This window comes from Nocardiopsis dassonvillei (assembly GCF_964273065.1).
GTDB classification, from domain to species: Bacteria; Actinomycetota; Actinomycetes; order Streptosporangiales; family Streptosporangiaceae; genus Nocardiopsis; species Nocardiopsis dassonvillei_B.
This window is the reverse complement of the sequence record NZ_OZ186815.1, coordinates 1,402,112-1,423,108: the sequence shown is the minus strand read 5'-3', so window position 1 is coordinate 1,423,108 and position 20,997 is coordinate 1,402,112. Positions and strand designations below refer to the sequence as shown.

The window sequence follows — 20,997 nt, the reverse complement described above, 5'->3', positions numbered from 1 at the left end:
GGGGACCCCTGAGTCCTACCCGCTCGCGCGCCCACCCCGCGGCCGGTTCCGGACACCCGGTCCGTCGTACCCGGCCGCTACCGTCGTCCCCGTCCGTACCCCCGTCGAAGGAGGACCCGTGAGCTGGGACGTGCTGCTGATGCGCTTTCCGGACGACGCCGTGTCGGTGGCCGACCTGTCCGAGGAAGACGCGCCGCCGCCCGTCGGCCCGGCGGCCGAGGTGCTGGACCGGATCCGTGCGGCCTTCCCCGGCGCGGACCTGTCCGATCCCACCTGGGGCGTTCTCCGGGACGAGGAGGAGGGGTGGTCGATGGAGCTGGGCATCGGCGCCGAGGACCCGGTCGAGAGCATCATGCTGCACATCCGCGGCGGCGGGGACGTCGTGACCACCGCGCTGCGGCTGGCCCGCCTGCTGGACTGCCGCGCCCTCGACTGCTCCGACGGCGGGTTCCTCTCCGACGAGGGGGACGGGGACTCCTGGGAGGAGTTCCAGGCCTACCGGGACCGGGTCGTCGGGCGGCCCGGGGAGTGATCCCGGCTCAGGGGGCGATGGCGCAGGCCGTCTCCAGGACGAACCGCGACCACGGGCGGTGCGGGTCGTGGCCGGTCAGCTCCCGTACCCGGCGCAGCCGGTAGCGCAGCGTCTGGGCGTGGACGTGCAGGGCGTCGGCGGCCGCGGTCGCCGCGCCCTCCCGGAAGTACGCCCGCAGCGTCTCGAGCAGGTGCGCGCCCGACTCGGCGAGCAGCGGTCCCAGCACGGCCCGGCGCACCTCGTCCGGGGTGACCGGACCGCCGTTGAGCAGGGCCAGCACGCAGGCGTCGGCCTCGCCCAGCAGCCCGCCCTCCCCGAACGCGTGCGGGGGCGCCGTCTCCAGCGCCCCGTCCGCCAGCCGGTAGGCCGCCGACATGTCCGCCAGCGCCCGCGCCGCCGGGACGCACCCCCGCCAGGCGACGCCGTCCAGCGCCCGCGCCGCCCGGCCGGCGTCGTCGGGCGACAACAGCAGCACCGCCCGCCCCGACCGCGTCGTCACCAGGGGTTCGCCGCAGGCGGGCTCCACCCGCGCCGCCAGCTCCAGGGCGCCCGACACCGTCACCGGCGCCCCGCCCCCCTCGGCCACCACCAGCACCCCGGGGTCCGGCGGGGTGATGCCCAGCGTGCGGGCCCGGTCCCGGATGGCGCCGCGCGAGGCCTGGCGTCCGATGAGCAGGTCGTCCAGGAAGGTGCGCCGCGCCCGCTCCAGGTCGGCGTCCATCCGGCGGGCGGTCTCGGCGTGCCCGGCGGCCAGGCTCTCGGAGATCTGGTCGAGCGAGGTCATCCACAGTTCGCTCAGAGCGAACACGTCGGCGGTGCCGACCCGGTCGCCCGCGTACTCGGCCACCGCCCGCATCGCCGCCACCGACCCCACCCGGTGGGCCCTCACCACCGCGCCGATCGACCGGCCGTCGGCCGCCCGGCTGCGGCCGATGCCGCGCAGCCGCTCCACGTCCTCCCCGGTCAACCGGGTCTCCCCCGCCGCCCACAACTCCAGGGACCGGGTCACCAGCCACGCCGTGATCGCCCGCACCTCGGCCAGCTGCGACCCGTGGAGCGCCCGGTAGGCGGGCACCTCCGCGTGCACCTCGGCCACGATCCGCTCCACCAGCGCGGCGCGGTCCCGCATCAGTTCGGCGCCCACCGCGGCCCGCCGCTCCCGCACCATGTCCACCCCTCTCGACCGCCGGATCGGCGGCGCCGACCCCGGCCCTCCGGGTAAAAAGCACGTAGGGCGGCGGTGCAGCCACCAGAGCGGGGACGGTCCGTCGTGGCAGTATGCCAAGTGTGCGGCCTGGGGGAGGCCGCGGGCCCGCCGACGGCCCATCGGCGGGCGGCGAGAGTGCCACGGGCCGACGGGGGATGACGACGATGAGAACGATGACGGTTCCCGAGCTCACGCTCAACAACGGGCTGCGGATCCCGCAGCTGGGCCTGGGGGTGTGGCAGGTCCCCGACGAGCAGGTCGTCGACGTGGTGACCACCGCGCTGGAGGTCGGCTACCGCAGTTTCGACACGGCCGCGGCCTACGGCAACGAGCGCGGTGTCGGCGAGGCGCTGCGCCGCTCGGGCATCGAGCGCGACGACCTGTTCGTCACGTCCAAGCTCGCCAACCCCGACCAGGGGTTCGACTCCACCCTGCGGGCCTTCGACGCGAGCCTCGAACGCCTTGGCCTGGAGACCCTGGACCTGTACCTGGTCCACTGGCCGCTGCCCGCCCGCGACCTGTACGTCCCCACCTGGAAGGCGCTGGAGCACCTGTACGCCGAGGGCCGGGTCCGCGCCATCGGCGTGTCGAACTTCCAGATCTCGCACCTGGAGCGGGTCATGGAGGAGGGCGGCATCACGCCCATGGTCAACCAGGTCGAGCTGCACCCGATGCTGGCCCAGCCGACGCTGCGGGAGTTCGACCGGCGGCACTCCATCGTCACCGAGGCGTGGAGCCCGCTCGGCCACGGCCGGCTGCTGGGCGACCGCACCATCCTGGGGATCGCCGAGGAGCACGAGCGCACACCCGCCCAGGTCCTGCTGCGCTGGCACATCCAGGTCGGCAACGTGGCGATCCCCAAGTCGGTGACGCCCGAGCGCATCCGCGCCAACTTCGACATCTTCGACTTCGAGCTCACCGAGCAGGAGATGGACCGCATCGGCGCGCTCGACTCCGGGGTCAGGACGGGGCCCGACCCCGACGCGTTCGACGGCGACTGACCGCGCGCCGCCCCGCGGACGCTAGCCCTGCCGCAGATCGCGGCGCTTGCGCGCGCCCGCCAGGGTCGCTTCGGTGCCCTGGCGCTTCATGCGCAGGACGTAGACGACGCCGCCGATGAAGATAGCGGCGACCAGGGCGAGCACCGCGACGAGGGCGAGCGCGGACAGCAGGAAAGTGATCGACATGGGCTCATCGTAGCCGCCCGCACGGAGGGTCCCCCGAGAGGACGTCCGAACGCGGTCGGCGCTGGGCCTCCCCGCGACCGGAAGGGCCTGCCGGTGGACCGCACACCGCACCAGATCGTCAATCCGCTCACTCTCGCCGACCCGGTGGGATTCGCCCACGCCCTGGTGGTGACACCGGGGAAGGTCGTCCACATCGGCGGCCAGGTCGCCCGCCGCACCGACGGGGTGGTGGCCGGTGACGGCGTGGTCCAGCAGTTCGACCGCGCGCTCGGCAACGTCGTGGAGGCGCTGCGCGTCGCCGGGGCCGAGCCCGGCCACGTGGTCGACATGCGCATCTACACCACCGCCATGCGCTCCTACCGGGTCAGCAGCAACACCCTGGGGTCGGTGTACCGCCGCCACATGGGCCGCCACTACCCGCCGATGACCGTGGTCGGGGTGACCGATCTCATGGAGCCCGAGGCCCTGGTGGAGATCGTGTGCACCGCGGTCGTCCCGGACGTCCGCGACCAGGCCGAGCCGGAGGAGGACGACGAGACCCGGGAGATGCTGGAGGGCATCGAGGAGTCGTCCGGGCCCGCCGTCACCGCGGCTCCCGACGCGGGGGGCCCGGACGACCTGCGTGAGCGCTCGCCCGCCTGAGTCCCGCCCGCCTGAGCCCCGACCGCCCCGTGGGGCCGTCGCCGCCCGCCGTGCCGCCCGTCACCAGGGCGACCGCGACCGCGCAGACCGCCATGCCCGCCAGGGCCCCCGCGCCGACCGGCTCGCCGAACATGAGCAGGCTCCACAGCAGGGTCGTGGGCGGCGTCAGGTACAGCAGCGCCGACACCCGGGCCACGCCGAACCGCGCCAGGCCCGCCCAGTACAGGCCGTAACCGCCCAGCGTCGACAGCACCACCACCCAGGCGACGGCCACCCAGAACCCGGGGTCGGCGGGCGGGACGAGCCTCCCGGTCCCCGCGGCCAGGGCGGTGAACAGCACGGCGCTCACACAGCACTGCACGGCCAGCGCCTGTACGGGCGTCCCGCCCGGGCGCAGCCGCCGCTCCAGCAGGGTCGCCGCCACCAGCGACAGCATCGCGCCCAGCGGCAGCGCGTACGCCCACCAGGGGGCCGCGCCGGGGGCGCGCAGGTCCGCGCCCACCACCAGGGCGACCCCGGCCAGCCCCACCGCCAGCCCCGCGACCTGGCGGGGCCGGACCCGCTCCCCGAGCAGGGGCACCGCCAGGGCCGTGGCGGCCAGCGGTTGCAGCGCGGCGATCAGCGCGACCGTGCCCGCGGCCACCCCGGCCCCGGCCGCGGCATAGACCCCGTACAGGTACCCGGCCTGGGCCAGCGCACCGAGCACGGCGTGCCCGGCCGCGTCCCGTCCGGTCATCCGTCCGCGCGCGGACCGCCCGGCCCGGGATCGCGGGTCCTCCTCCCGGGGGCTCCCGGACGCCCCGCCGGGCAGGCGCCCGTCCCGCGGGCTCCCGTCCGGCGGGCCCGCCTCCTCCGGCCGCACGCACCGCGGCCCCCCGCGCGGCGCCCGCCGCGGCCGTGTGTCCCGCGGGCGCAGGCGGGTCCACAGGCCCCAGGCGGCCAGCGGGCCGGCGACCGCCAGGAACCGCCAGGCGAGCAGGGTCTCCGCCGGGGCGTACCGGGTGCCGAGCTCGGCACCCACGAACCCCGAGCTCCACATCACGACCAGGCCCGCGGCGAGCAGGACCGGGGCGAACGGGTACCGCATCCTCCGACCTCCGTCGTGTCCGTGTGCGTCCGTCGGCCCTCAGGTAAACACACCGGTCGGTATACTCGCGATGTAGTGCCCGCCCGTCCGGAGGAGGAAGGCCATGACCGCCACCGGGGCCCGCCCGGCCGACCGCGCCGACCGTCCGCTCACCCCCGCCGCCCGCCGCGTGCTCGACGTCGCCGAGGAGCTGTTCTACACGCGCGGCATCAACACCGTCGGCATGGAGCTCATCGCCGAACGCGCCGGGGTCACCAAGAAGACCGTCTACGACCGGTTCGGCTCCAAGGCCGCCCTGGTCGCCCGCTACCTGCGAGCCCGCGACGCCCGCTGGCGCGCCCACCTGGAGTCCCGCCTGGCACCCGCGGCATCCCCGCGCGAGCGCGTCGCGGCCACCTTCGACGCCCTGGAGGAATGGGTCGAGGCGGAGAGCCCGCGCGGCTGCTCCATGGTCAACGCCTACGCCGAACTCGCCGACCCAGAGCACCCCGGCCGGGCCGTGGCCGAGGAGCAGAAGCGGTGGCTGCGCGCCCTGTACGCCGACCTCGCACGGCAGGCGGACGCCCGCGAGCCCGGCAGGCTCGGCGACAGCCTGGCCATGCTGCACGAGGGGGCCGTCCTCACCCGCACCGTCACCGGCGTGCCCGACGCCGTCCGCACCGCCCGGGCCGCCGCCGACACCCTGCTCACCGCCCACGGGGCGCCCTGATCCGGGGCGGGCCGGGACCGGGTCAGAGGTATCCCAGGCGGGACAGCTCCAGTCCCGCCGCCTCCACCACGTCCGCGTGCTGGTCCCGGGACAGCCGCTCCCGCCACACCCCCACCCGCCAGGAGCGCTCGATCAGCAGTTCCGTCGCCGACACCCGGACCCCGGTGAACTCCCGCAGCCGCTTGGCGGTCTGCACCTCGCCGCCGTGCAGGTCCTCGTAGCGCAGCGTCAGCAGCCGGTCGGTGTCGATGCCGCGCCGCAGCGCCGCCGACATGCGCACCGCGCCCCGCCAGCGCATCGCGCACTTGGCCTCCACCGAGCCCTCCCCGAACGCCTCCAGGTCGGAGGGGTCCTCCAGCCCGAAGAAGTGGTTGGGGAACTCGTGGTCCAGCTTCGCGAAGCTCGGCTTGAGCCAGGCCAGCGACCGCTCGTCGTCCAGCATCTCCGCGATGACGTCCCGCCCGTCCCTGATGAGCTGTACGAACAGGGCGTCGGGGAAGGCCGCCTGCAGGGCCCGGGCGCTGAACAGCAGGTCCGGGCTGGCGTCACCGTAGCGGGTCACCTGCGGGCTGTGCTCGCACGGCTCGGCTGCGGCCCGGGCCGGCACCCGCTCCCAGCGCCCCGCGCAGCGCGGGCAGGTCAGCGGGGTCAGCTGCCAGGACTCGGCGCAGGCCTCGCGCAGGAGGCTGGCCGTGCCCGAGACCTTCTCCAGGGCCAGCGAGGGTCTTCGGGCGACGGCGTACACGGCGTTGAGCACGCCGGAGGAGCCCGCGCTCATGTGGAACCCGGGAGCACGGGACAGGGCGCGGGCGATCTCGGGGACACCGGAGTGGGGAGCGCCCAGAAGGAAGACGGGGCGCTGCACCTTGGTCCCGTTGACCACGAGGATGTAGGACGGCTGCTTCATGATCGTGCTGATTTTCGCACCCTTTGCCCTTCTCGTGTGCATCGGAGGGTGTCGGACCTGCGCGCCTTCGCGTGCTTTCCGAGGCTAGGGTGTTCAGGGGGTGCACGGGGCCGCCCACCACCAAGCCGAAGGAAAGCCGACACCAAGTCGCCGCAAGATCGAGGTAGGGCCGCGATGACGACAGACTCCCCAGCGTTCGCCGATCCCCAGGCGTTCGAGCGGGCCGCCGAACTCCTGGAGGCCGCGGACCGTATCACGGTCCTCACCGGCGCGGGCGTGTCCACCGACTCCGGCATCCCCGACTTCCGCGGGCCCCACGGCCTGTGGACCACCGACCCCGACGCCCAGGCCCAGTCCGACATCACCATCTACATGGGCGACGTGGACGTCCGCCGCCGGGTGTGGTCCCAGCGCCGGGCCCACCGGGTGTGGGACGCCGAGCCCAACGCCGCCCACCGCGCCCTGGCCGACCTGGAGCGCACCGGGCGGCTGCGCGCGCTCATCACCCAGAACATCGACGGCCTGCACCAGCGCGGCGGGGTGTCCGACGAGCGTGTGGTGGAGGTCCACGGGACGATGCTGTGGGTGCGGTGCATGTCCTGCGGGCTGCGCACCCCCACCCCCGAGGTGCTGGCCCGGCTGGACGAGGAGTCCGACCCGCGGTGCGTGGAGTGCGGCGGCATCCAGAAGTCGGACACGATCTCCTTCGGCCAGAACCTGGACCCCGACGTCATCCTGGCGGCGACGCACGCCACCCGCGACTGCGACGTGTTCCTGGCGGTCGGCACGTCGCTGACGGTCCACCCGGTGGCGGGGCTGTGCGACATGGCGATGATGGCGGGGGCCTCGCTGGTCATCGTCAACGGCGAGGAGACGCCCTACGACGACTTCGCCTCGGCGGTCGTGCACGACTCCATCGGGAGGGTGCTGCCCGCCCTGGTGGCGCGGGTGACGGCGGCCGCGTCCCGCTGACCCGGCCGGCCGGCGGGCGCACGGGGCGGCCGCCCGCCGGGGCGCGTCCGGCGGGCGCCCGCGCGGTCCGGCGCCCGCGCCCGCAGTGCCGCGCTCCGCGCCCCCTGCTGTGCTCCGCCGCGCAGGCGCGGCGGAGACGCGGCGGCGGCCCGGCGGTTTCCCGGGGACGACCGGCGACGGCCGGACCCGGGTCCGGCCGCCGCGCGGTGCCGCGGGGCCCGGTGACCGCGAGCCGGGCCGCTCCGCCGGGCAGGGCTCAGCGCAGGTGGGCGTGCACCCGTGTGCGCCTGCCCCGCACCGGGTTCTCCTGGTCGACGATGGCGACGATCCGCCGCACCGTCCCGTCCGGGAGGAAGCCCGGCGGGAACATCTCCAGCACGGGCGAGACGGTGTCCTTCGCCAGCCGGTTCCCCGAGACCACGGAGCCGACCCCCTCCAGGTACTCCCGGACCACGCGCCGCAGGGGCGAGTACTCCGCGTCGTCCGCCGTGCCGGGCCAGCGCAGGTCCTCGGCGGCCTGCCGCAGCACCAGCAGCTCCATGCGGCCCAGCTGGGTCGAGGTGAGCAGGCGCCGGTAGGCGTCCATGCGGCCCTCGGGGTCGACGTGGGGCGGGGACAGGCGCAGCTTCAGGATCTCGTGCGGCTCCAGCCAGGCGCTGCCGCCGTCGGGGTCCAGGAACCAGGCCCCCAGGTCGCCGTGCACCTCGCCGAGGTAGGGGAGCAGGCCCAGGACCAGGCGGGCCCCGCCGCCGTTGACGCGCATGGAGGCGGAGCGCAGCATCCGGGAGACCGCCCGGTCGAACGAGATGGTCATCCTGTAGGGGTCGTAGACGTCGGGGGCGACCTCCACGTCGGTGTGCAGCTCGTACCCGACGCACTCGCCGACGTTCACCGGGTCGCCCTCCTCCCGGCACAGCACGCTGCGGCTGTCCTTCCGGGACCAGGACTCCAGGTGGCGCAGCCGCACGGTGTCCAGCACGCTGAACCACTCCGGGTTCTGCAGCGAGCGCCAGACCCCCACCGCGTTGCGCCACTCCTGGAGCGGCTCCGCCGGGGCCGGGAACAGCTCCCGCAGGTCCACCGGGTCGTCGACCTCGCGCACCAGGACCAGCAGCACGATGAGGTTCGCCGTGTAGTTGGCCTGCCTGACCGTGACCGGCAGGCGCTCGGGCTCGAAGTCGGCGTAGGAGCGGTTGGCCGCCGGGAACGGCGCCTCCCGGAACAGCTCCACGAGCAGGTCCGCGTAGTCCCCGCGCAGCCCCGGGTCGTCGGCGAACCGCCGCTCCAGCAGCTCCAGAAGGAAGTCCGGGACCTTCTCCCGGCCGGGCAGGCACGCGAACGACAGCAGCGCGTACAGCTCCCCGTCGTCGACGCGCCTGGCCCGTCCGCGCCGCCGCGAGACCCGCGAACGGGAGGCGTCCAGCTCCTCCAGGGCGGCCACCACGGCGCGGGCCACCAGGTACTCGCCGAAGGTGGCGTGCAGGAACTCGAACACGCTCGCCGTCCCGTCCCCGGACCGGGCCCGTGCCTCGTGGACGAAGAAGAACCGGCCGAGCACCTGGTGGGCCGGGTCGATCCGGCCGTGCAGCCCCGCGTCGTCGGGGTCCAGGGCGGCGTCGGGCAACAGCACCTCCAGGTCGCGCTCCAGCTCCTCGGCGCTCACGTGCTGCCGCCGCCGGGTGAACATCGCCAGCGCCGCCACCTCCAGGCGGCGCAGCTCGCCCTCCACCGCCTCGGCGAGGTCCTCCCGGCCCAGTCCCGAGTGGTGCTTGTCCACCTCCCTGCGGGCGAACATGGCGAGCAGCCGCTCGTACAGCTCCCCCTGCGTGAGGTGCCGGTCGGTGCGGCGCAGCGCGCCGTCCTCGGCGTCGTAGATGAGCAGCATCATCAGCAGCAGCGGCTGTTCGGCGAGGTCGCGGTAGCGCAGCACCGCCTCGGTGGTCAGCGCCCCGTCCGCGCCCGCGTGCCGGGCGTTGGCCCGGTTCCACGTCCCCACCAGGCGGCCGATCCGCGCCTCGTCGAAGGGTTCGAGCCTGATGACCGTGGTGCCCCGGGGGAAGCGGGCGCGGTCGGCGACGACGGTGCGGGTGGTGACGATGACGACCACGGGCAGGCCCATGGCCTCCTGCTGCTGCTGGAACTCCTGGACGCGTTCGAGGTAGTCGGAGCGGTCGACGCCGGTGGCCTGGAGGAGTTCGTCGAAGCCGTCCAGGATGATCACCGGCAGCGCCCCGTCGGCGGAGTCCGCCAGCTCCCGCCACGACACCCGGGTGTGCAGGGACGCGGCCAGGCCCTCCTCGATCTGCATGTGGATGGGCGAGTTGGGGCTCACCGCGCGCAGCTCCACCCGCACGGGCAGGAAGTCGGCGGCGGGCAGCCGGGCGGCCAGCACCTCCGTGAACTTGGACTTGCCCGCGCCGGGGTGGCCGAGCACCACGGTGGGCCGGTCGGTGGCGTCGGGGTGGGTCAGGTGGGCGGCGATGAACGCCCCCAGGTCGTCGACCGGCGGGTGCAGCCCCCACCAGTCCTCGGAGGAGGGGACGGCGTTCGCGGTGATGACCGCGACGCGCCCTCGCGGGGGGACGTAGGCGTCGGCCAGCGAGGGCAGCACCAGCCCGGCGGGGACGTCGGAGGCTCGCAGCACGGGGCGCTCCAGCACCGCCCGGTGGGCGGCGAACAGCTCCTCGCGGCGCCGGTCCACGGTGCGCTCCGAGGCGACGGTGGCCAGCAGGCGGCGCAGCTCGCCCAGCCCCTCGTCGACGGCGGCGCGGGTGCGCTCGTGCTCGCGCTCGTGCGCCCACAGGGCGAACTCGGGGACCTCGGCGGCGAGGGTGCGGTGCAGCTCCCCGTAGCGCTCGGCCGACCGGCGGCCCAGCTCCCCGCCCACGGCCGCCAGCAGGGGATGGGCGGGGGAGTCGAGGCCGTGCCCGCGGGCCGCGGCCACCCGCGGCACCGCGTTCTGGAAGGCCTCGGCCAGGCCGTGGAAGTACTCCTGGCGGGCGAGTTCCTCCGCCTGGAGCGCGGGCGCGGGCGCCCCGGCGGCCTCAGGCCCCGCCCCGGCCCCCGCCCCGGCGCCCGCGGCCTCCAGGGCCGGCCGGGGGGAGCCGAGGTTCCAGTGGTCGGGAAGGGCGGCCCGGCCTGGCTGACCGGGCGACAGCAGGGGCTCGAACAGGCCCGCCCGGTCCTGGGCGGAGAACCCGAGTTCGTCCAGGGAGAGCGGGGCGTCGGCGGCCTCCCACACCTCGTCCAGGGCCTCCAGGAAGGCGACCGCCGCGAGGATGCGCTCGGCGGCGAGGATGCGCTCGGTCCGGGTCAGGCGGCTCTCGCCCCGGAGGTGGTCGCGGATGCCCTGCACGGCCTCGCGTCCCTTGCTCACCAGCAGGCTCCGCAGCCCGAACAGGTCGGGGACGCCGAGCATGCCCAGGCCGCCGTCGGCGATCCGCTCGGCCAGGTCCCAGGCGTCGGAGTCCTTCTTGCCGAGGATCTTCAGTGCGTCCGCGTAGGAGAGCTTCTTCGCCACGTTCGGGGACCTTCCGTCGTCGGGGTGGAACAGCGGGGCGGTGGGGGTGCGGGCCGGCGGGTCAGCGCTCCCCGCCGCCGGGAGAAGCGGTGACGGTGTGCGTGCCGCCTTGGCCCCGCAGCCTCGCCGCCATGAGAGGGGCGCTCGTGAGCTCGAGGATGTGTTCCACCGTCTCGCTCGGGAGGAAGGGTACGGGGAACGATTCCAGGACCCACCGCATGGATTCCCATGACACGGGGATCTCGGAGGAGACAGAGCGGACACCGTTCAGATAGCCCACGATCGTGCGGCGCAGCGGCTCGGTGTCCATGCCGCCCCGGACGGACCACCACGCGTCTTCGGCGGCCTGACGCAGCAGGAGGAGTTCGAGCCGCCCGAGTGAACGAGTGGAGAGCAGCCTGCGGTAGCCGACCAGTCGGGCCTTCGGGTCCGATTCCGGTGTTTCCAGGCGCAGTCGGAGTGTCTCGTGCATCTCGAGCCACGACCGCCCGTCCTTCGGGTCCACGAGCCAATCGCCCGGGTCCCCGGAGATCCGGGCGAGGTAGGGGAGGGCTCCCAGGACCGTGCGTGCGTTGGTGCCGTTGACGCGCATGGAGATGGAGCGCAGCATCCGCGACGCGGTCGAGGCGAACGGAACGGTCACCCGGTAGGGGTCGAGCACGTCCGGCGGCAGGTCCACGTCCGTGTACAGCTCGAAGCCGATGCACTCCCCGGCGTTCACCTCCTCACCCTCATCACGGACGACGACCGTGCGCCGCCGGTCCCCGTCCCAGGAGTCCAGGTGCTTCACCCGCACCGAACGGAGGAAGGCGAACCATTCCGGGCTCTGCAGCGTGCGCCACAGGTTCGCCGCGTTGCGCCATTCCGCCAGGGGATTGGACGCTTCCGGGAACAGTTCACGCAGGTCGGTCGGCTCCTCGCGCACCAGGGTCAGCAGCACGACGAGGTTCGCCGTGTAGTTCGCCTGCCGGATGGTGACCGGCAGCCGCTGGGGCGCGTAGTCGCCGTGGGAGCGGTCGACCGGGGGGAACGGGGCCTCGCGGAACAGGTCGGTGAGCAGCCGGGCACAGCCCGACCGTGCTTCCGTCCCCCGCGGGAACCTCTTCTCCAGCTCCTCGGCCAGGAAGTCCGTGATCTTCTCCCGGCCGGGCAGGCACGCGAACGACAGCAGCGCGTACAGCTCCCCGTCGTCGGCCCCCTGCGCCGATCCGCGCCGGCGCCGCGCGAGCGACCGGGTCTCGGTCAGGTAGTCCAGCGCCGCGACCACGGCGCGGGCCACCAGGTACTCGCCGAAGGTGGCGTGCAGGAACTCGAACACGCTCGCCGTCCCGTCCCCGGTCCGGGCCCGTGCCTCGTGGACGAAGAAGAACCGGCCGAGCACCTGGTGGGCCGGGTCGATCCGGCCGTGCAGGCCGGGGGCGGCCGCGTGGTGGACGCCCCCCGGCATCAGGACCTCCAGGTCCCGGTTCAGTTCCCCGGCGGTCACGTGCTGCCTGCGCCGGGTGAACATCGCCAGCGCCGTGACCTCCAGGCGGCGCAGCTCCTCCTCGACCGCCCGGTCGAAACCGTCCCGGTCGAGCGAGGCCCGGTGCTTGCGCACCTCGCGTTCGGAGAACGCGGTGAGCAGCCGCTCGTACAGCTCTCCCTGCGTGAGGTGCCGGTCGGCGCGGCGCAGCGCGCCGTCCTCGGCCTCGTAGAGGAGCAGCATCGCCAGGAGCAGCGGCTGCTCGGCCAGGTCGCGGTAGCGCAGGAGCACCTCGGTGGTCAGCGCCTCCAGGGGGCCTCCGGGCCGGGTGTTCGCCGTCCTCCACGCCTGGAGGAACCGGTCGATCTGGACTTCGTCGAAGGGTTCGAGCTTGATGACCGCGGTCCTGTGGGGGAAGCGGGCGCGGTCGGCGACCACGGTGCGGCTGGTGACGATGACGACCACGGGCAGGCCCATGGCCTCCTGGTACCGCTGGAACTCCTGGACCTGTTCGAGGTAGTCGGAGCGGTCGACGCCGGTGGCCTGGAGGAGTTCGTCGAAGCCGTCCAGGATGATCACCGGCAGCGCCCCGTCGGCGGAGTCCGCCAGCTCCCGCCACGACACCCGGGTGTGCAGGGACGCGGCCAGGCCCTCCTCGATCTGCCGGGGGATCGGGGCGTTGGGCGGGACGGAGCGCAGCTCCACCCTGATCGGCAGGAAGTCCGACGGCGGCAGCTGCGCGGCGAGCATCTCGGTGAACTTGGACTTTCCGGAACCCGGGTGCCCGAGGATGACGGTCGGGGCCTCCGTGCCGCGCGGGTGGACGAGGCGGGCGGAGATGAACCCCGCGATGTCGTCCGTGACGTCGATGTCCGACCACCACTTCTCGGAGGAGGGGACCGCGTCGCCCCCGTCCACGGTGATGCGGCCGCGCGGCGGGATGTACGCGTCCGCGAGCGTGGGCAGGACCAGGCCCCTGGCGGGTCCGCCGTCCGAGGGCAGGACCGGCCGGTGCAGGACGCTCCGGTAGAGGGCGGAGAGTTCCGCCCGCCGCCGCTCCACCGGGCGGTCCGAGGCGATCGACTCCAGCAGGCGGCCCACCTCGGCCAGGCCGGTGTCCAGCCTGTCCCGGGTACGGGTGTGTTCCAGCTCGTGCGCCCACATCGCGAACTCGGGTATGTCGGCCGTGAGCGCCCTGCGGTGCTCTCTGTAGCGGAGTTCGGTCGCCCGGGCCAGGTGCGCCTTAAGGAAACGGAGGCCGCCGTGGTTCACGTCGGTGATCCCGTGGGCCTCGGACACGGACAGGCCCACGACCATCGACAGGAAGTCGTCCCGCAGCGCCTCGAAGCGGATGAGGTTCTTCAGGGACGTGTACCCGGAGTAGTCGAACTCCACCCCGGGTTCCGGTTCGGGAGAGGTCCGCAGCACGACGGGTGCGGACGAGCGGCCCAGAGCCCGCTCGGAGAAGGCGGCCTGTTCCTCGGCGGTGATCTCCAGGTCCGAGAACGGGAACGGCATCCCGGCCTGCTCCCAGGCCTCCTCCACCGCCTCGAAGAAGGAGACGACGACCAGGATCCGCTCGGCGGCCAGGATCTTCTCCGTCCGGGACGACCGGCTCTCGCCCCTGAGCTTGCCCCGCACCCCCTCCAGCGCCCTGCGGCCCCCGCCCACCACCATGCTCCTGATGCCGAACAGGTCCGGCACCCCCAGCGCCCTCAGTCCTCCGTCGGCCAGTTTCTCGGCCATGTCCAGGACCTCGGAGTCGTTCTTTCCCAGGATCTTCAGGGCATCCGCATAGGACAGCTGCTTGGCCACGTCCGGGGGACCTTTCCGTCGTCGGGGGGCGGAACACGGGTCGGACCCGGCACCGGGGGTCGGTGCCGAGTCCGCAGGTCGACAGGGGTACGGGTTGTGGGGGATGTACGCGAGGGGGCGCGGGCGGCGGGGCCTAGGTCAGGCTCCAGTCCACCGGGTCGGCGCCCTGCTCCTTCAGCATCTCGTTGGTGCGGCTGAACGGCTTGGAGCCGAAGAACCCGTTGCGCGCCGACATCGGGCTGGGGTGCGCCGACTCCACGCACGGAACGCCCGGCATCAGCGGGCGCAGGTCGCGCGCCTGGCGGCCCCACAGGATGGCCACCAGCGGCCCGCCGCGCTCGGCCAGCGCCCGGATGGCCTGGTCGGTGATGGCCTCCCAGCCCTTGCCCTTGTGGGAGGCGGGCGAACCGGGCTGCACCGTCAGGACCCTGTTGAGCAGAAGCACGCCCTGCTCCGTCCACGGGGTGAGGTCCCCCGTGCTCGGGATCTCCAGACCCAGGTCGTCGTGCATCTCCTTGTAGATGTTCTTCAGGCTCGCGGGCGGGCGCACCCCGGGGGCGACGGAGAAGCTCAGCCCCACCGGGTTGCCGGGCGTGGGGTAGGGGTCCTGGCCCACGATGAGCACGCGCACGTCGTCGAACGGCTGCTGGAACGCGCGCAGGACGTGTTCGCCGGCGGGCAGGTACGTGCGCCCCTCGGCGACCTCCTTGCGGAGGAAGTCACCCATGGCGGTGATCTGCGGCGCGACCGGCTCCAGGGCCTTCGCCCACCCGGCTTCCATGATTTCGTTGAGGTCCTTGGTGGCCATGGCCAGAACACTAGCGCTCGGCGGCGACATCCACGGCCCTTCCGGTCGACCGGCCCCGAGCGGACGGCCGGAGTACGCCGGGTCGCGGACGGGGCGCTCAGCCGAGGGCCCGCAGATCGGCACTCGCTTCCCGGAGGTAGTCGTGGACCGCTCTTTCAGGCACACGGTAGGAACGGCCGACCCTGACGGCGGGCAGTACACCGCTGTGCACCATGCGGTACACCGTCATTTTCGACACTCGCATGATGGCGGCGACCTCGGCGACGGTCAGAAACCGGACCGCTTCCAGCGGGGGCCGGGAATCCGGTCGCGGTCGCGCGGGCCGATCGCCCAGCGTCGGTACCGGTGCCGGAACCCGATCGTCCAGGTCCTGGATCTGAGCGGCGAACGACTCGACCCAGGGCCGGATCTGTGCGTCCGCCACCGCTCCCTCCTCGGTGAGCGCCTCCAGCACGGCCTCGGTGTCGAGGGGACGCTGGAGGGTGAGTACCTCGACGCCGACAGGGCGGCCGTCGGAGGAGTGATCGATGAGAAAGCCCCCGTGATCGACGGTCTTCTCCACCTGGATGTCATCGAGGGTCAGATACCCGGCATCGGCTTCCTGGTCGATGGTGATATTCCGGTCCGTGTCCCTTGCCATGCAAGTCAACCTACCTCCACCACACTCTTGATCACAGGGTTCTCCGTCCCCAAGGTCGTGTCCTTGACAGCGATATAGATCTTGCGCCCGTCCGTGGTCCGTCCGTACAACTTGTAGGAACGGTTCTCGGGGTCGTAGACCTCGTCCATCGGACGTTGGAGAACGGTCCGGACGTCCTCCTCGGTGATACCCCTTCGTCGCATCCTCGCGCGCAGGTGATCTGTGAAACGCGGCGGCATCAGCTCTCGTCCTCCGCCGTCACACTGAGCGGCCGGTGCGCCTGTGCTGCTCCGACCCTGGCGACGACCCGCCAGGTGCCGACCTCATCGATGACCACTCGTAGAGTGCGGGCCCAAAGCCGATTCCCATGGGGAGCCGATCCGGTGAGCGCATCGCTCAGACTCAGCGCCGAACTCCCCGAAGGGCGCAGGACTTCCAGTCTGAGATGGTCGTCCTCGTCCTTCCCGGCGAGCGTTGCGGCAGCAACAGGAATGAGCGCGGCTCCCAGGTCGACCGTCGTCGGCAGACGTGTGACGGTGAGAGCGCGCAGGGCGGGATCCCTGATCGAGAGGACATCCCCGTCCAGGCCTACTTCGACTCCCAGGAGCAGCACGAGATCCGGCGGCGACATGGCCATATCGCGTTTCATGTGAACCGACGATAGAGACGTAGGGCGTCGACCGGGGGCGGAACGGCACGATCTCCTCATGCGGACTGGCATCCCCGGCCACGGATGCGCAGGGGGTCAGGCCCTGGGCCGGTCCCGTTTGGCCAGGCCGTGCCAGCGGCGCAGGTGGGCGGCCACGCGCACGGTCTCGGGGGACTCCTCGCCGAACACCCGCACGTGCCGCGCCACCAGCTTCCGGTACCGGCGGGCCGCCTCCGCGGGATCGCCCGCATGCCCCAGGTAGGCCGCCTGGTAGTGGCAGGCCCGCAGCGTCGTCGGGTGGTCGGCGCCCAGCACCCGCTCCAGCTCCGGGACCAGCTCGTCGAGCACCTCCACCGCCCGGCCCGGATCGCCCGCCTCCCCGGTCTCGAACGCCAGGTACAGCCGGGTGGTGAGCACCCGCTCGGCGTCGGGGCCGTACACGGCGGCCAGGTCCGGCACCAGCTCGGCGTGCACCCGGGCGGCCCTGGCGTGGTCGCCCGCCCGGCCCGCGTTGGTCGCCAGGTAGTAGCGCACCGTCAGCGTCTCCGGGTGCCGGGGGCCGTGCACCCGCAGGATGTCCGGCAGCAGCGCCTCCATCGAGTCCGCCGCCCGCGCGTGCGCGCCGCCCTTGCCCGTCAGGTACGCCTCCCGGCGCCGGGCCCGCAGCGTCTCGGGGTCGTCGGGGCCGAACACCGCGCGCAGCCGGGGCAGCAGCGGACGCAGCTGCGCCGCCGCCTCCGCGTACCGGCCCTCGCCCGCGGTCTCCTGGGCCCGCTCCACCAGGAGCCGCAGCTCGGACCGGTCCTCGCCGCGGGCGGCGCGCGGCCGGGGCGCCTCCGCCTCCTGCGTGTAGGGGCGGGTCCTGGGGACCGGCAGGGATCCCCCGGTGTCGGGGCCGACCGCGGGGCGCGAGGGCCGGGGCACCGCGAAGGGGGCCAGCCGCTCGCGCACCTCCTCGGCGGAGGCCGGGCGGTCCTCCGGCCGCTTGGCGAGCAGCGCGTCCACCAGCTCGGCCAGCGGGCCGGGCAGCTCCGGGTTCACGGACGCCACGGGACGGGGGTTCTCCCTCAGGTGCCTGCGCAGCACCGCCAGCGGGTCGTCGCCGGAGAAGGGGGGCTCGCCGGTGAGCATCTGGTACAGGATCGCGCCCAGCGAGTACAGGTCGCCCGCCCGGCCCACCCGCTCGCCCCGCACCTGTTCGGGGGCCATGTACAGGGGGGTGCCCAGCACCCGGCCCGTCTGGGTGAGGCGGCGGCTCTGCTCCGACGCCGTGAGCGCCGCGATCCCGAAGTCCAGGACCTTCAGGGTGCCGCCGTGCAGCTGTTCGGGCTCGCCGACCACCATGAGGTTGGCGGGTTTGACGTCGCGGTGCACGATCCCCGCGGAGTGCGCGGCGCCCAGCCCGGCGGCGGCCTGGGACACCAGGTCGGCGGCGCGTTCGATGGGGAAGGTGGAGGCCCCGCGCAGCACGTCCGCGAGCGGGCGTCCGGCGACCAGCTCCATCACCGTGTACACCGAGCCGTCGGACTCCTGGCCGAAGTCGTGCAGGATGACGATGTTCGGGTGGCCGGCCAGGCGCGCGGTCACCCGCGCCTCCCGGCGGAACCGGGCGGCGGCCTCGTCGGAGCCGCCCCGCCCGGCGCGCACCAGCTTGACCGCGACCGGGCGGTCCAGGAGGTCGTCGACGCCCCGCCACACCTCGCCCATGCCGCCCCGGCCCAGGAGGGAGAGCAGACGGTAGCGGCCCCCCAGCACCCGTACGTCGGCCATGCCCGTCCCTCACCGTCCCGGTCCGCTCGCCGCTCCCACGGCCGTTCACGGCCATAGGGGCCGTACAGGGCGTAAGAGTACAGTTGTCCGCGTTAATGTGGTCCCCTGTGCCCGCGGGCCGAACCCCCGCCGTCGCGGGCGGTGTCGCAGCCCCCATGTGGAATCGAGTACCACAGCCGTGAGCCTGAGTCTCTACGTCGGTCCGGACTCCCAGCCGGACAAGTACCGCCTGGTCCGCTCCGTGGGGCGCGGCGGTGAGGCGACCCTCTACCTGGCGGAGGTGACCCTGGCGGGGCAGACGGAACCGGTCGTGGTCAAGGCGCTGAACGCCGACATCACCGCCGACTCCGCGCAGTTCTCCGAGCTGAGCGCCCGCTGGGCCGAACAGGCCGAGCTGCTGCGCTTCATCAACCGGCTCGGGGTCGTGGGGGTCCGCGAACACTTCGAGGGCGCGCCGGAGCACCCGCAGGGGCACGCGGGGGAGCGGTCCGACCGCTGCCTGTACCTGGTGATGAACCACATCGACGGGCTGGACCTGCGCGACTGGCGGGCCGAGCACGCCCGGGAGGGGGTGCGCGGGCAGCGGGAGGTGCTGCGGTACCTGGAGCAGGTCGCCCAGGTGCTGGACATGCTGCACGCGGGGCGGGCCACGCCGTCCAGACGGCCGGTGGTGCACGGCGACCTGTCACCGGGCAACGTCATGATCGACGCGGACGGCCAGGCGACCCTGGTGGACTTCGGGCTGAGCCGGATCGCGGCGCGGCACATGACGGCGCGGCCGTGGTTCACGCCGGGGTACGCGGCGCCGGAGATCTTCAGCGGGGAGTACAGCCCCGCCACGGACCGCTACGCGTTCGGCGCGGTCGCGTTCTACGCCCTGACGGGGGAGGACCCGCCGACCGCCCCGGAGCAGCTGCGCGAGCGCTTCACGGCGCTGCCGCTGCTCGCCGGGGCCGAGGAGCGCACCCGTGCCCTGGTGGCGTCGATGTTCTCGGCCGAGCCGTCCGAGCGGCCGGAGGCCTCGGAGTGGGTGCGGGCGCTGCGCACGCTGGCCACGTCCGTGCCGTGGACGGGGCCGGGAGGGGAGCCGGCCGTGGCCGCGGGGGACCCGGGCACCTCCGCCGTGTTCGCGGCGTCCCTGTTCACCGGCGCCGCACCGTCCGCCGACCCCGTTCCCGAGCAGGACACCGGCGCCACCACCGGGTCCGGCTCCTCGGTCCTCCCGCAGGGCCCGGCCGTCGCGGGCCCTCCGCCGGAGAGCCTCCCCGTCCCGGACCGCGCACCCGCCTCCGGCGGTACCGGCGACGGGTCCGCCCCGTCCGCCGAGGCCGGTGGCACGGACGCGACGGTCGTCCTGTCGCCGCCGTCCGGTGCCGGCGCGCCGGTCCCGGGTGATGGTGCTTCCGGTGTGCCGGGTGCGGTGTCCGCCGGTGCCGCTGGTGGTCCGGACGGAGCATCCGTCCCGGGCACCGCCGCCGGTGGGGACACGGACGCGACGGTCGTCCTGCCGCCGCCGTCCGGTGCCGGCGCACCTGTTCCCGGTGACCCGCAGGCCTCGGGTGACTCCTCTCCCGACTCCTCTGGCGCGGTGTCCTTCGGCGCCCCGGGCGCCGCCCCCGCCTCTCATGGCACGGCCGCCTCCGGCGGCGCGGCGGCACCGGGTTCCCCGGAGGGGAACGCCGACTCCGACGCACCGCAGAACTCTTCGGCGGCTGCGGACGGCGCCCGGGACCCCGGCGCGACCGCCGTCCTGCCCCCGGACCCGGGGGCCGGGACACCTGCGGCCGGGACGCCTTCGGCGGGCGGGCGGGAACCCTCCGACACGGAGGCCACCGCCGTCCTTCCCGGGGACGGCCCCGGGGTCGAGGACATGCCGCACCGCCCGGTCGGCGGAATGCGCGGGCGCCCCGCCCAGCAGCGCCCCGACCCGGCTCCCGCCCAGCCGGGCACCCCGCCCGCCCCCTCCGCCCCTCAGCCCCGCCGCCCCGTCGGACCCACGCCGCCCGGCGGCATGGCGCGCCCGCCGATGCCGCGGCCCGGATCCGCACCCCTGCGCTCCGGCCCGGCGCACTCCGGCCCCGCCTACGGTCCGCCGCCCGTGCAGTCCCGGCCCGCCTGGGGGCCGCCGCCTCCCCCCGGGTCCACCGGCGCCTTCCCCGCCTACGGGCACCCGCCCGCCCCCGAGCCGCCCGCCGAGAGGAGGAAATCGCGCAAGCCCCTGTTCGTCGGGCTGGCCGCCTTCGCCGTCCTCTGCATGATCGGCGGCTCCGCCCTCACCTACGTGGTGATGGACCGCGGCCTGCCCTTCCTGTCGGACGGCCCCCGACAGGTCGCCGCCGACGCCTCCGACGAGCCGCCCGCCGCCGAGGCCGAGGAGGAGGCCCCGCCGATGGCCGCCGCCCCCGGCGAGTCCCCCAAGGGCGACGCCTCCGCGCCCGACACCGGCTCCGGCGACCCCGGCGCCCCCGCACCCGGGGACACCACCCTGCTCACGCAGCTGGCCATCGTCGACAACCACGCGCAGTACTGGCTCCCCGACACCGGCCGGGCCGAGCTGAACGGCGAGGCCCACACCCGGGCGCTCGTCTCCACCGGCTGCGGTGACGGCTACAACCCCTGCACCGGCTGGGCCGAGTACAACCTCGGCCGCAAGTGGTCCGCCTTCACCGCCACCATCGGCGTCGACGACACCTCCAGCGCCTCGGCCACCACCACCTTCACCGTCCTCCTGGACGGCGAGCCCGAGGTCACCGAGACCCTCCGGCTGGGCGAGACCCTGGACATCGAGGTCGACGTGCGCGACGTCCTGCGCCTGCGCATCCAGGTGGAGAGCGACGACGACGGAGTCCTCCCCGTCTGGGCCGACCCCACCCTCACCGCCTGACGGGAGCCGCCGGACCGGTGGGCCCGGTGCCGTCGGCGGGCGGGCGCCTCCGCGCCGCGACCGCGGGGCCCGGCGGCCGCCGGAGCTCTCGGTGGCCGACCCGTGCCCCCTGCGGGTCGGCCGGGAGGCCGGGGGCGGGGGACCGGACCGCTGAGGTGCGGCCCACCCGTCCCCGCGCACCGGTGCCCCGCCCCCGGCACCGG

Annotated in this window: 17 protein-coding genes and 1 pseudogene; 6 read left to right on the top strand and 12 right to left on the bottom strand. The window is 74.3% G+C overall.

Features of this window, described 5'->3' with window-relative positions; translation table 11 throughout:
* Nucleotides 1-118: 118 nt before the first annotated feature.
* On the top strand, nt 119-532 hold the full coding sequence (locus ACSUPR_RS06345; protein WP_436890083.1) for a hypothetical protein: 414 nt from the start codon (nt 119-121) through the stop codon (nt 530-532).
* 7 nt (nt 533-539) lie between these two features.
* Here the strand turns inward: ACSUPR_RS06345 and ACSUPR_RS06340 are convergent, their stop codons facing one another.
* Entirely contained in the window at nt 540-1,700 is a 1,161-nt protein-coding gene (locus ACSUPR_RS06340; RefSeq protein WP_436890080.1) for a PucR family transcriptional regulator, read from the bottom strand.
* Between the two features lie 212 nt (nt 1,701-1,912).
* Here ACSUPR_RS06340 and ACSUPR_RS06335 point away from each other — a divergent pair, with 212 nt between their 5' ends.
* Nucleotides 1,913-2,740, top strand: coding sequence for an aldo/keto reductase (locus ACSUPR_RS06335; RefSeq protein ID WP_436890079.1), 828 nt, complete (start codon nt 1,913-1,915; stop codon nt 2,738-2,740).
* A 21-nt stretch (nt 2,741-2,761) separates the two neighbouring features.
* Here the strand turns inward: ACSUPR_RS06335 and ACSUPR_RS06330 are convergent, their stop codons facing one another.
* Nucleotides 2,762-2,926 (bottom strand): hypothetical protein, encoded by a 165-nt coding sequence (locus tag ACSUPR_RS06330; RefSeq protein ID WP_436890076.1) that lies wholly within the window; start codon nt 2,924-2,926, stop codon nt 2,762-2,764.
* Nucleotides 2,927-3,019: 93 nt separating this feature from the next.
* Here ACSUPR_RS06330 and ACSUPR_RS06325 point away from each other — a divergent pair, with 93 nt between their 5' ends.
* Nucleotides 3,020-3,568 (top strand): RidA family protein, encoded by a 549-nt coding sequence (locus ACSUPR_RS06325; RefSeq protein ID WP_436890074.1) that lies wholly within the window; start codon nt 3,020-3,022, stop codon nt 3,566-3,568.
* On the opposite strand, the gene ACSUPR_RS06320 is transcribed toward ACSUPR_RS06325, so the two are convergent.
* On the bottom strand, nt 3,510-4,655 hold the full coding sequence (locus tag ACSUPR_RS06320) for a DMT family transporter (RefSeq protein ID WP_436890073.1): 1,146 nt from the start codon (nt 4,653-4,655) through the stop codon (nt 3,510-3,512). The two genes, ACSUPR_RS06325 and ACSUPR_RS06320, sit on opposite strands and share 59 nt — an antisense overlap.
* Nucleotides 4,656-4,758: 103 nt before the next feature.
* Here ACSUPR_RS06320 and ACSUPR_RS06315 point away from each other — a divergent pair, with 103 nt between their 5' ends.
* Nucleotides 4,759-5,364 (top strand): TetR/AcrR family transcriptional regulator, encoded by a 606-nt coding sequence (locus ACSUPR_RS06315; protein WP_436890071.1) that lies wholly within the window; start codon nt 4,759-4,761, stop codon nt 5,362-5,364.
* A gap of 22 nt (nt 5,365-5,386) precedes the next feature.
* On the opposite strand, the gene ACSUPR_RS06310 is transcribed toward ACSUPR_RS06315, so the two are convergent.
* Complete coding sequence (locus ACSUPR_RS06310; RefSeq protein WP_436890069.1) at nt 5,387-6,271, bottom strand: sulfotransferase family protein; 885 nt, start codon at nt 6,269-6,271, stop codon at nt 5,387-5,389.
* A 174-nt stretch (nt 6,272-6,445) separates the two neighbouring features.
* On the opposite strand from ACSUPR_RS06310, the gene ACSUPR_RS06305 reads away from it, so the two are divergent.
* Nucleotides 6,446-7,243, top strand: a complete 798-nt coding sequence (locus tag ACSUPR_RS06305) for an SIR2 family NAD-dependent protein deacylase (RefSeq protein WP_436890068.1) — start codon at nt 6,446-6,448, stop codon at nt 7,241-7,243.
* Between the two features lie 256 nt (nt 7,244-7,499).
* Here the strand turns inward: ACSUPR_RS06305 and ACSUPR_RS06300 are convergent, their stop codons facing one another.
* The 8 genes and pseudogenes from ACSUPR_RS06300 to ACSUPR_RS06265 all read right to left on the bottom strand — a co-directional run bounded on the left by ACSUPR_RS06300 (nt 7,500) and on the right by ACSUPR_RS06265 (nt 17,910).
* Nucleotides 7,500-10,763: an NACHT domain-containing protein gene (locus tag ACSUPR_RS06300; RefSeq protein WP_436890066.1), complete on the bottom strand. Its 3,264-nt coding sequence runs from the start codon at nt 10,761-10,763 to the stop codon at nt 7,500-7,502.
* 61 nt (nt 10,764-10,824) lie between these two features.
* The gene (locus ACSUPR_RS06295) at nt 10,825-14,043 is read right to left on the bottom strand and encodes an NACHT domain-containing protein (protein ID WP_436890064.1); all 3,219 of its coding nucleotides are present in this window, start codon (nt 14,041-14,043) and stop codon (nt 10,825-10,827) included.
* A 133-nt stretch (nt 14,044-14,176) separates the two neighbouring features.
* The gene (locus ACSUPR_RS06290; protein ID WP_436890062.1) at nt 14,177-14,851 is read right to left on the bottom strand and encodes a uracil-DNA glycosylase; all 675 of its coding nucleotides are present in this window, start codon (nt 14,849-14,851) and stop codon (nt 14,177-14,179) included.
* 97 nt (nt 14,852-14,948) lie between these two features.
* Complete coding sequence (locus ACSUPR_RS06285) at nt 14,949-15,095, bottom strand: excisionase family DNA-binding protein (protein WP_436891890.1); 147 nt, start codon at nt 15,093-15,095, stop codon at nt 14,949-14,951.
* A 300-nt stretch (nt 15,096-15,395) separates the two neighbouring features.
* A pseudogene (locus ACSUPR_RS06280) lies at nt 15,396-15,491 on the bottom strand (hypothetical protein); the annotation flags it as partial.
* Nucleotides 15,492-15,496: 5 nt separating this feature from the next.
* On the bottom strand, nt 15,497-15,694 hold the full coding sequence (locus tag ACSUPR_RS06275; RefSeq protein ID WP_436891889.1) for a DUF4258 domain-containing protein: 198 nt from the start codon (nt 15,692-15,694) through the stop codon (nt 15,497-15,499).
* Between the two features lie 35 nt (nt 15,695-15,729).
* On the bottom strand, nt 15,730-16,140 hold the full coding sequence (locus ACSUPR_RS06270; protein ID WP_436890060.1) for a hypothetical protein: 411 nt from the start codon (nt 16,138-16,140) through the stop codon (nt 15,730-15,732).
* A gap of 96 nt (nt 16,141-16,236) precedes the next feature.
* Entirely contained in the window at nt 16,237-17,910 is a 1,674-nt protein-coding gene (locus ACSUPR_RS06265) for a protein kinase domain-containing protein (RefSeq protein ID WP_436890058.1), read from the bottom strand.
* A gap of 178 nt (nt 17,911-18,088) precedes the next feature.
* Between ACSUPR_RS06265 and ACSUPR_RS06260 the strand changes: the two genes are divergently transcribed.
* Nucleotides 18,089-20,794 carry a protein kinase domain-containing protein gene (locus tag ACSUPR_RS06260; RefSeq protein WP_436890056.1) on the top strand — a complete coding sequence of 902 codons (2,706 nt, stop codon included), beginning with the start codon at nt 18,089-18,091 and terminating at the stop codon, nt 20,792-20,794.
* The last annotated feature ends 203 nt before the right edge of the window (nt 20,795-20,997 follow it).

Excerpts from the sequence above, each read along its gene's own strand:
- ACSUPR_RS06340 (WP_436890080.1), bottom strand. The coding sequence starts at position 1,700 with ATGGTGCGGGAGCGGCGGGCCGCGGTGGGCGCCGAACTGATGCGGGAC.
- ACSUPR_RS06335 (WP_436890079.1), top strand. The coding sequence starts at position 1,913 with ATGACGGTTCCCGAGCTCACGCTCAACAACGGGCTGCGGATCCCGCAG.
- ACSUPR_RS06330 (WP_436890076.1), bottom strand. The coding sequence starts at position 2,926 with ATGTCGATCACTTTCCTGCTGTCCGCGCTCGCCCTCGTCGCGGTGCTC.
- ACSUPR_RS06320 (WP_436890073.1), bottom strand. The coding sequence starts at position 4,655 with ATGCGGTACCCGTTCGCCCCGGTCCTGCTCGCCGCGGGCCTGGTCGTG.
- ACSUPR_RS06315 (WP_436890071.1), top strand. The coding sequence starts at position 4,759 with ATGACCGCCACCGGGGCCCGCCCGGCCGACCGCGCCGACCGTCCGCTC.
- ACSUPR_RS06310 (WP_436890069.1), bottom strand. The coding sequence starts at position 6,271 with ATGAAGCAGCCGTCCTACATCCTCGTGGTCAACGGGACCAAGGTGCAG.
- ACSUPR_RS06305 (WP_436890068.1), top strand. The coding sequence starts at position 6,446 with ATGACGACAGACTCCCCAGCGTTCGCCGATCCCCAGGCGTTCGAGCGG.
- ACSUPR_RS06290 (WP_436890062.1), bottom strand. The coding sequence starts at position 14,851 with ATGGCCACCAAGGACCTCAACGAAATCATGGAAGCCGGGTGGGCGAAG.
- ACSUPR_RS06285 (WP_436891890.1), bottom strand. The coding sequence starts at position 15,095 with ATGCGAGTGTCGAAAATGACGGTGTACCGCATGGTGCACAGCGGTGTA.
- ACSUPR_RS06275 (WP_436891889.1), bottom strand. The coding sequence starts at position 15,694 with ATGCGACGAAGGGGTATCACCGAGGAGGACGTCCGGACCGTTCTCCAA.
- ACSUPR_RS06270 (WP_436890060.1), bottom strand. The coding sequence starts at position 16,140 with ATGAAACGCGATATGGCCATGTCGCCGCCGGATCTCGTGCTGCTCCTG.
- ACSUPR_RS06265 (WP_436890058.1), bottom strand. The coding sequence starts at position 17,910 with ATGGCCGACGTACGGGTGCTGGGGGGCCGCTACCGTCTGCTCTCCCTC.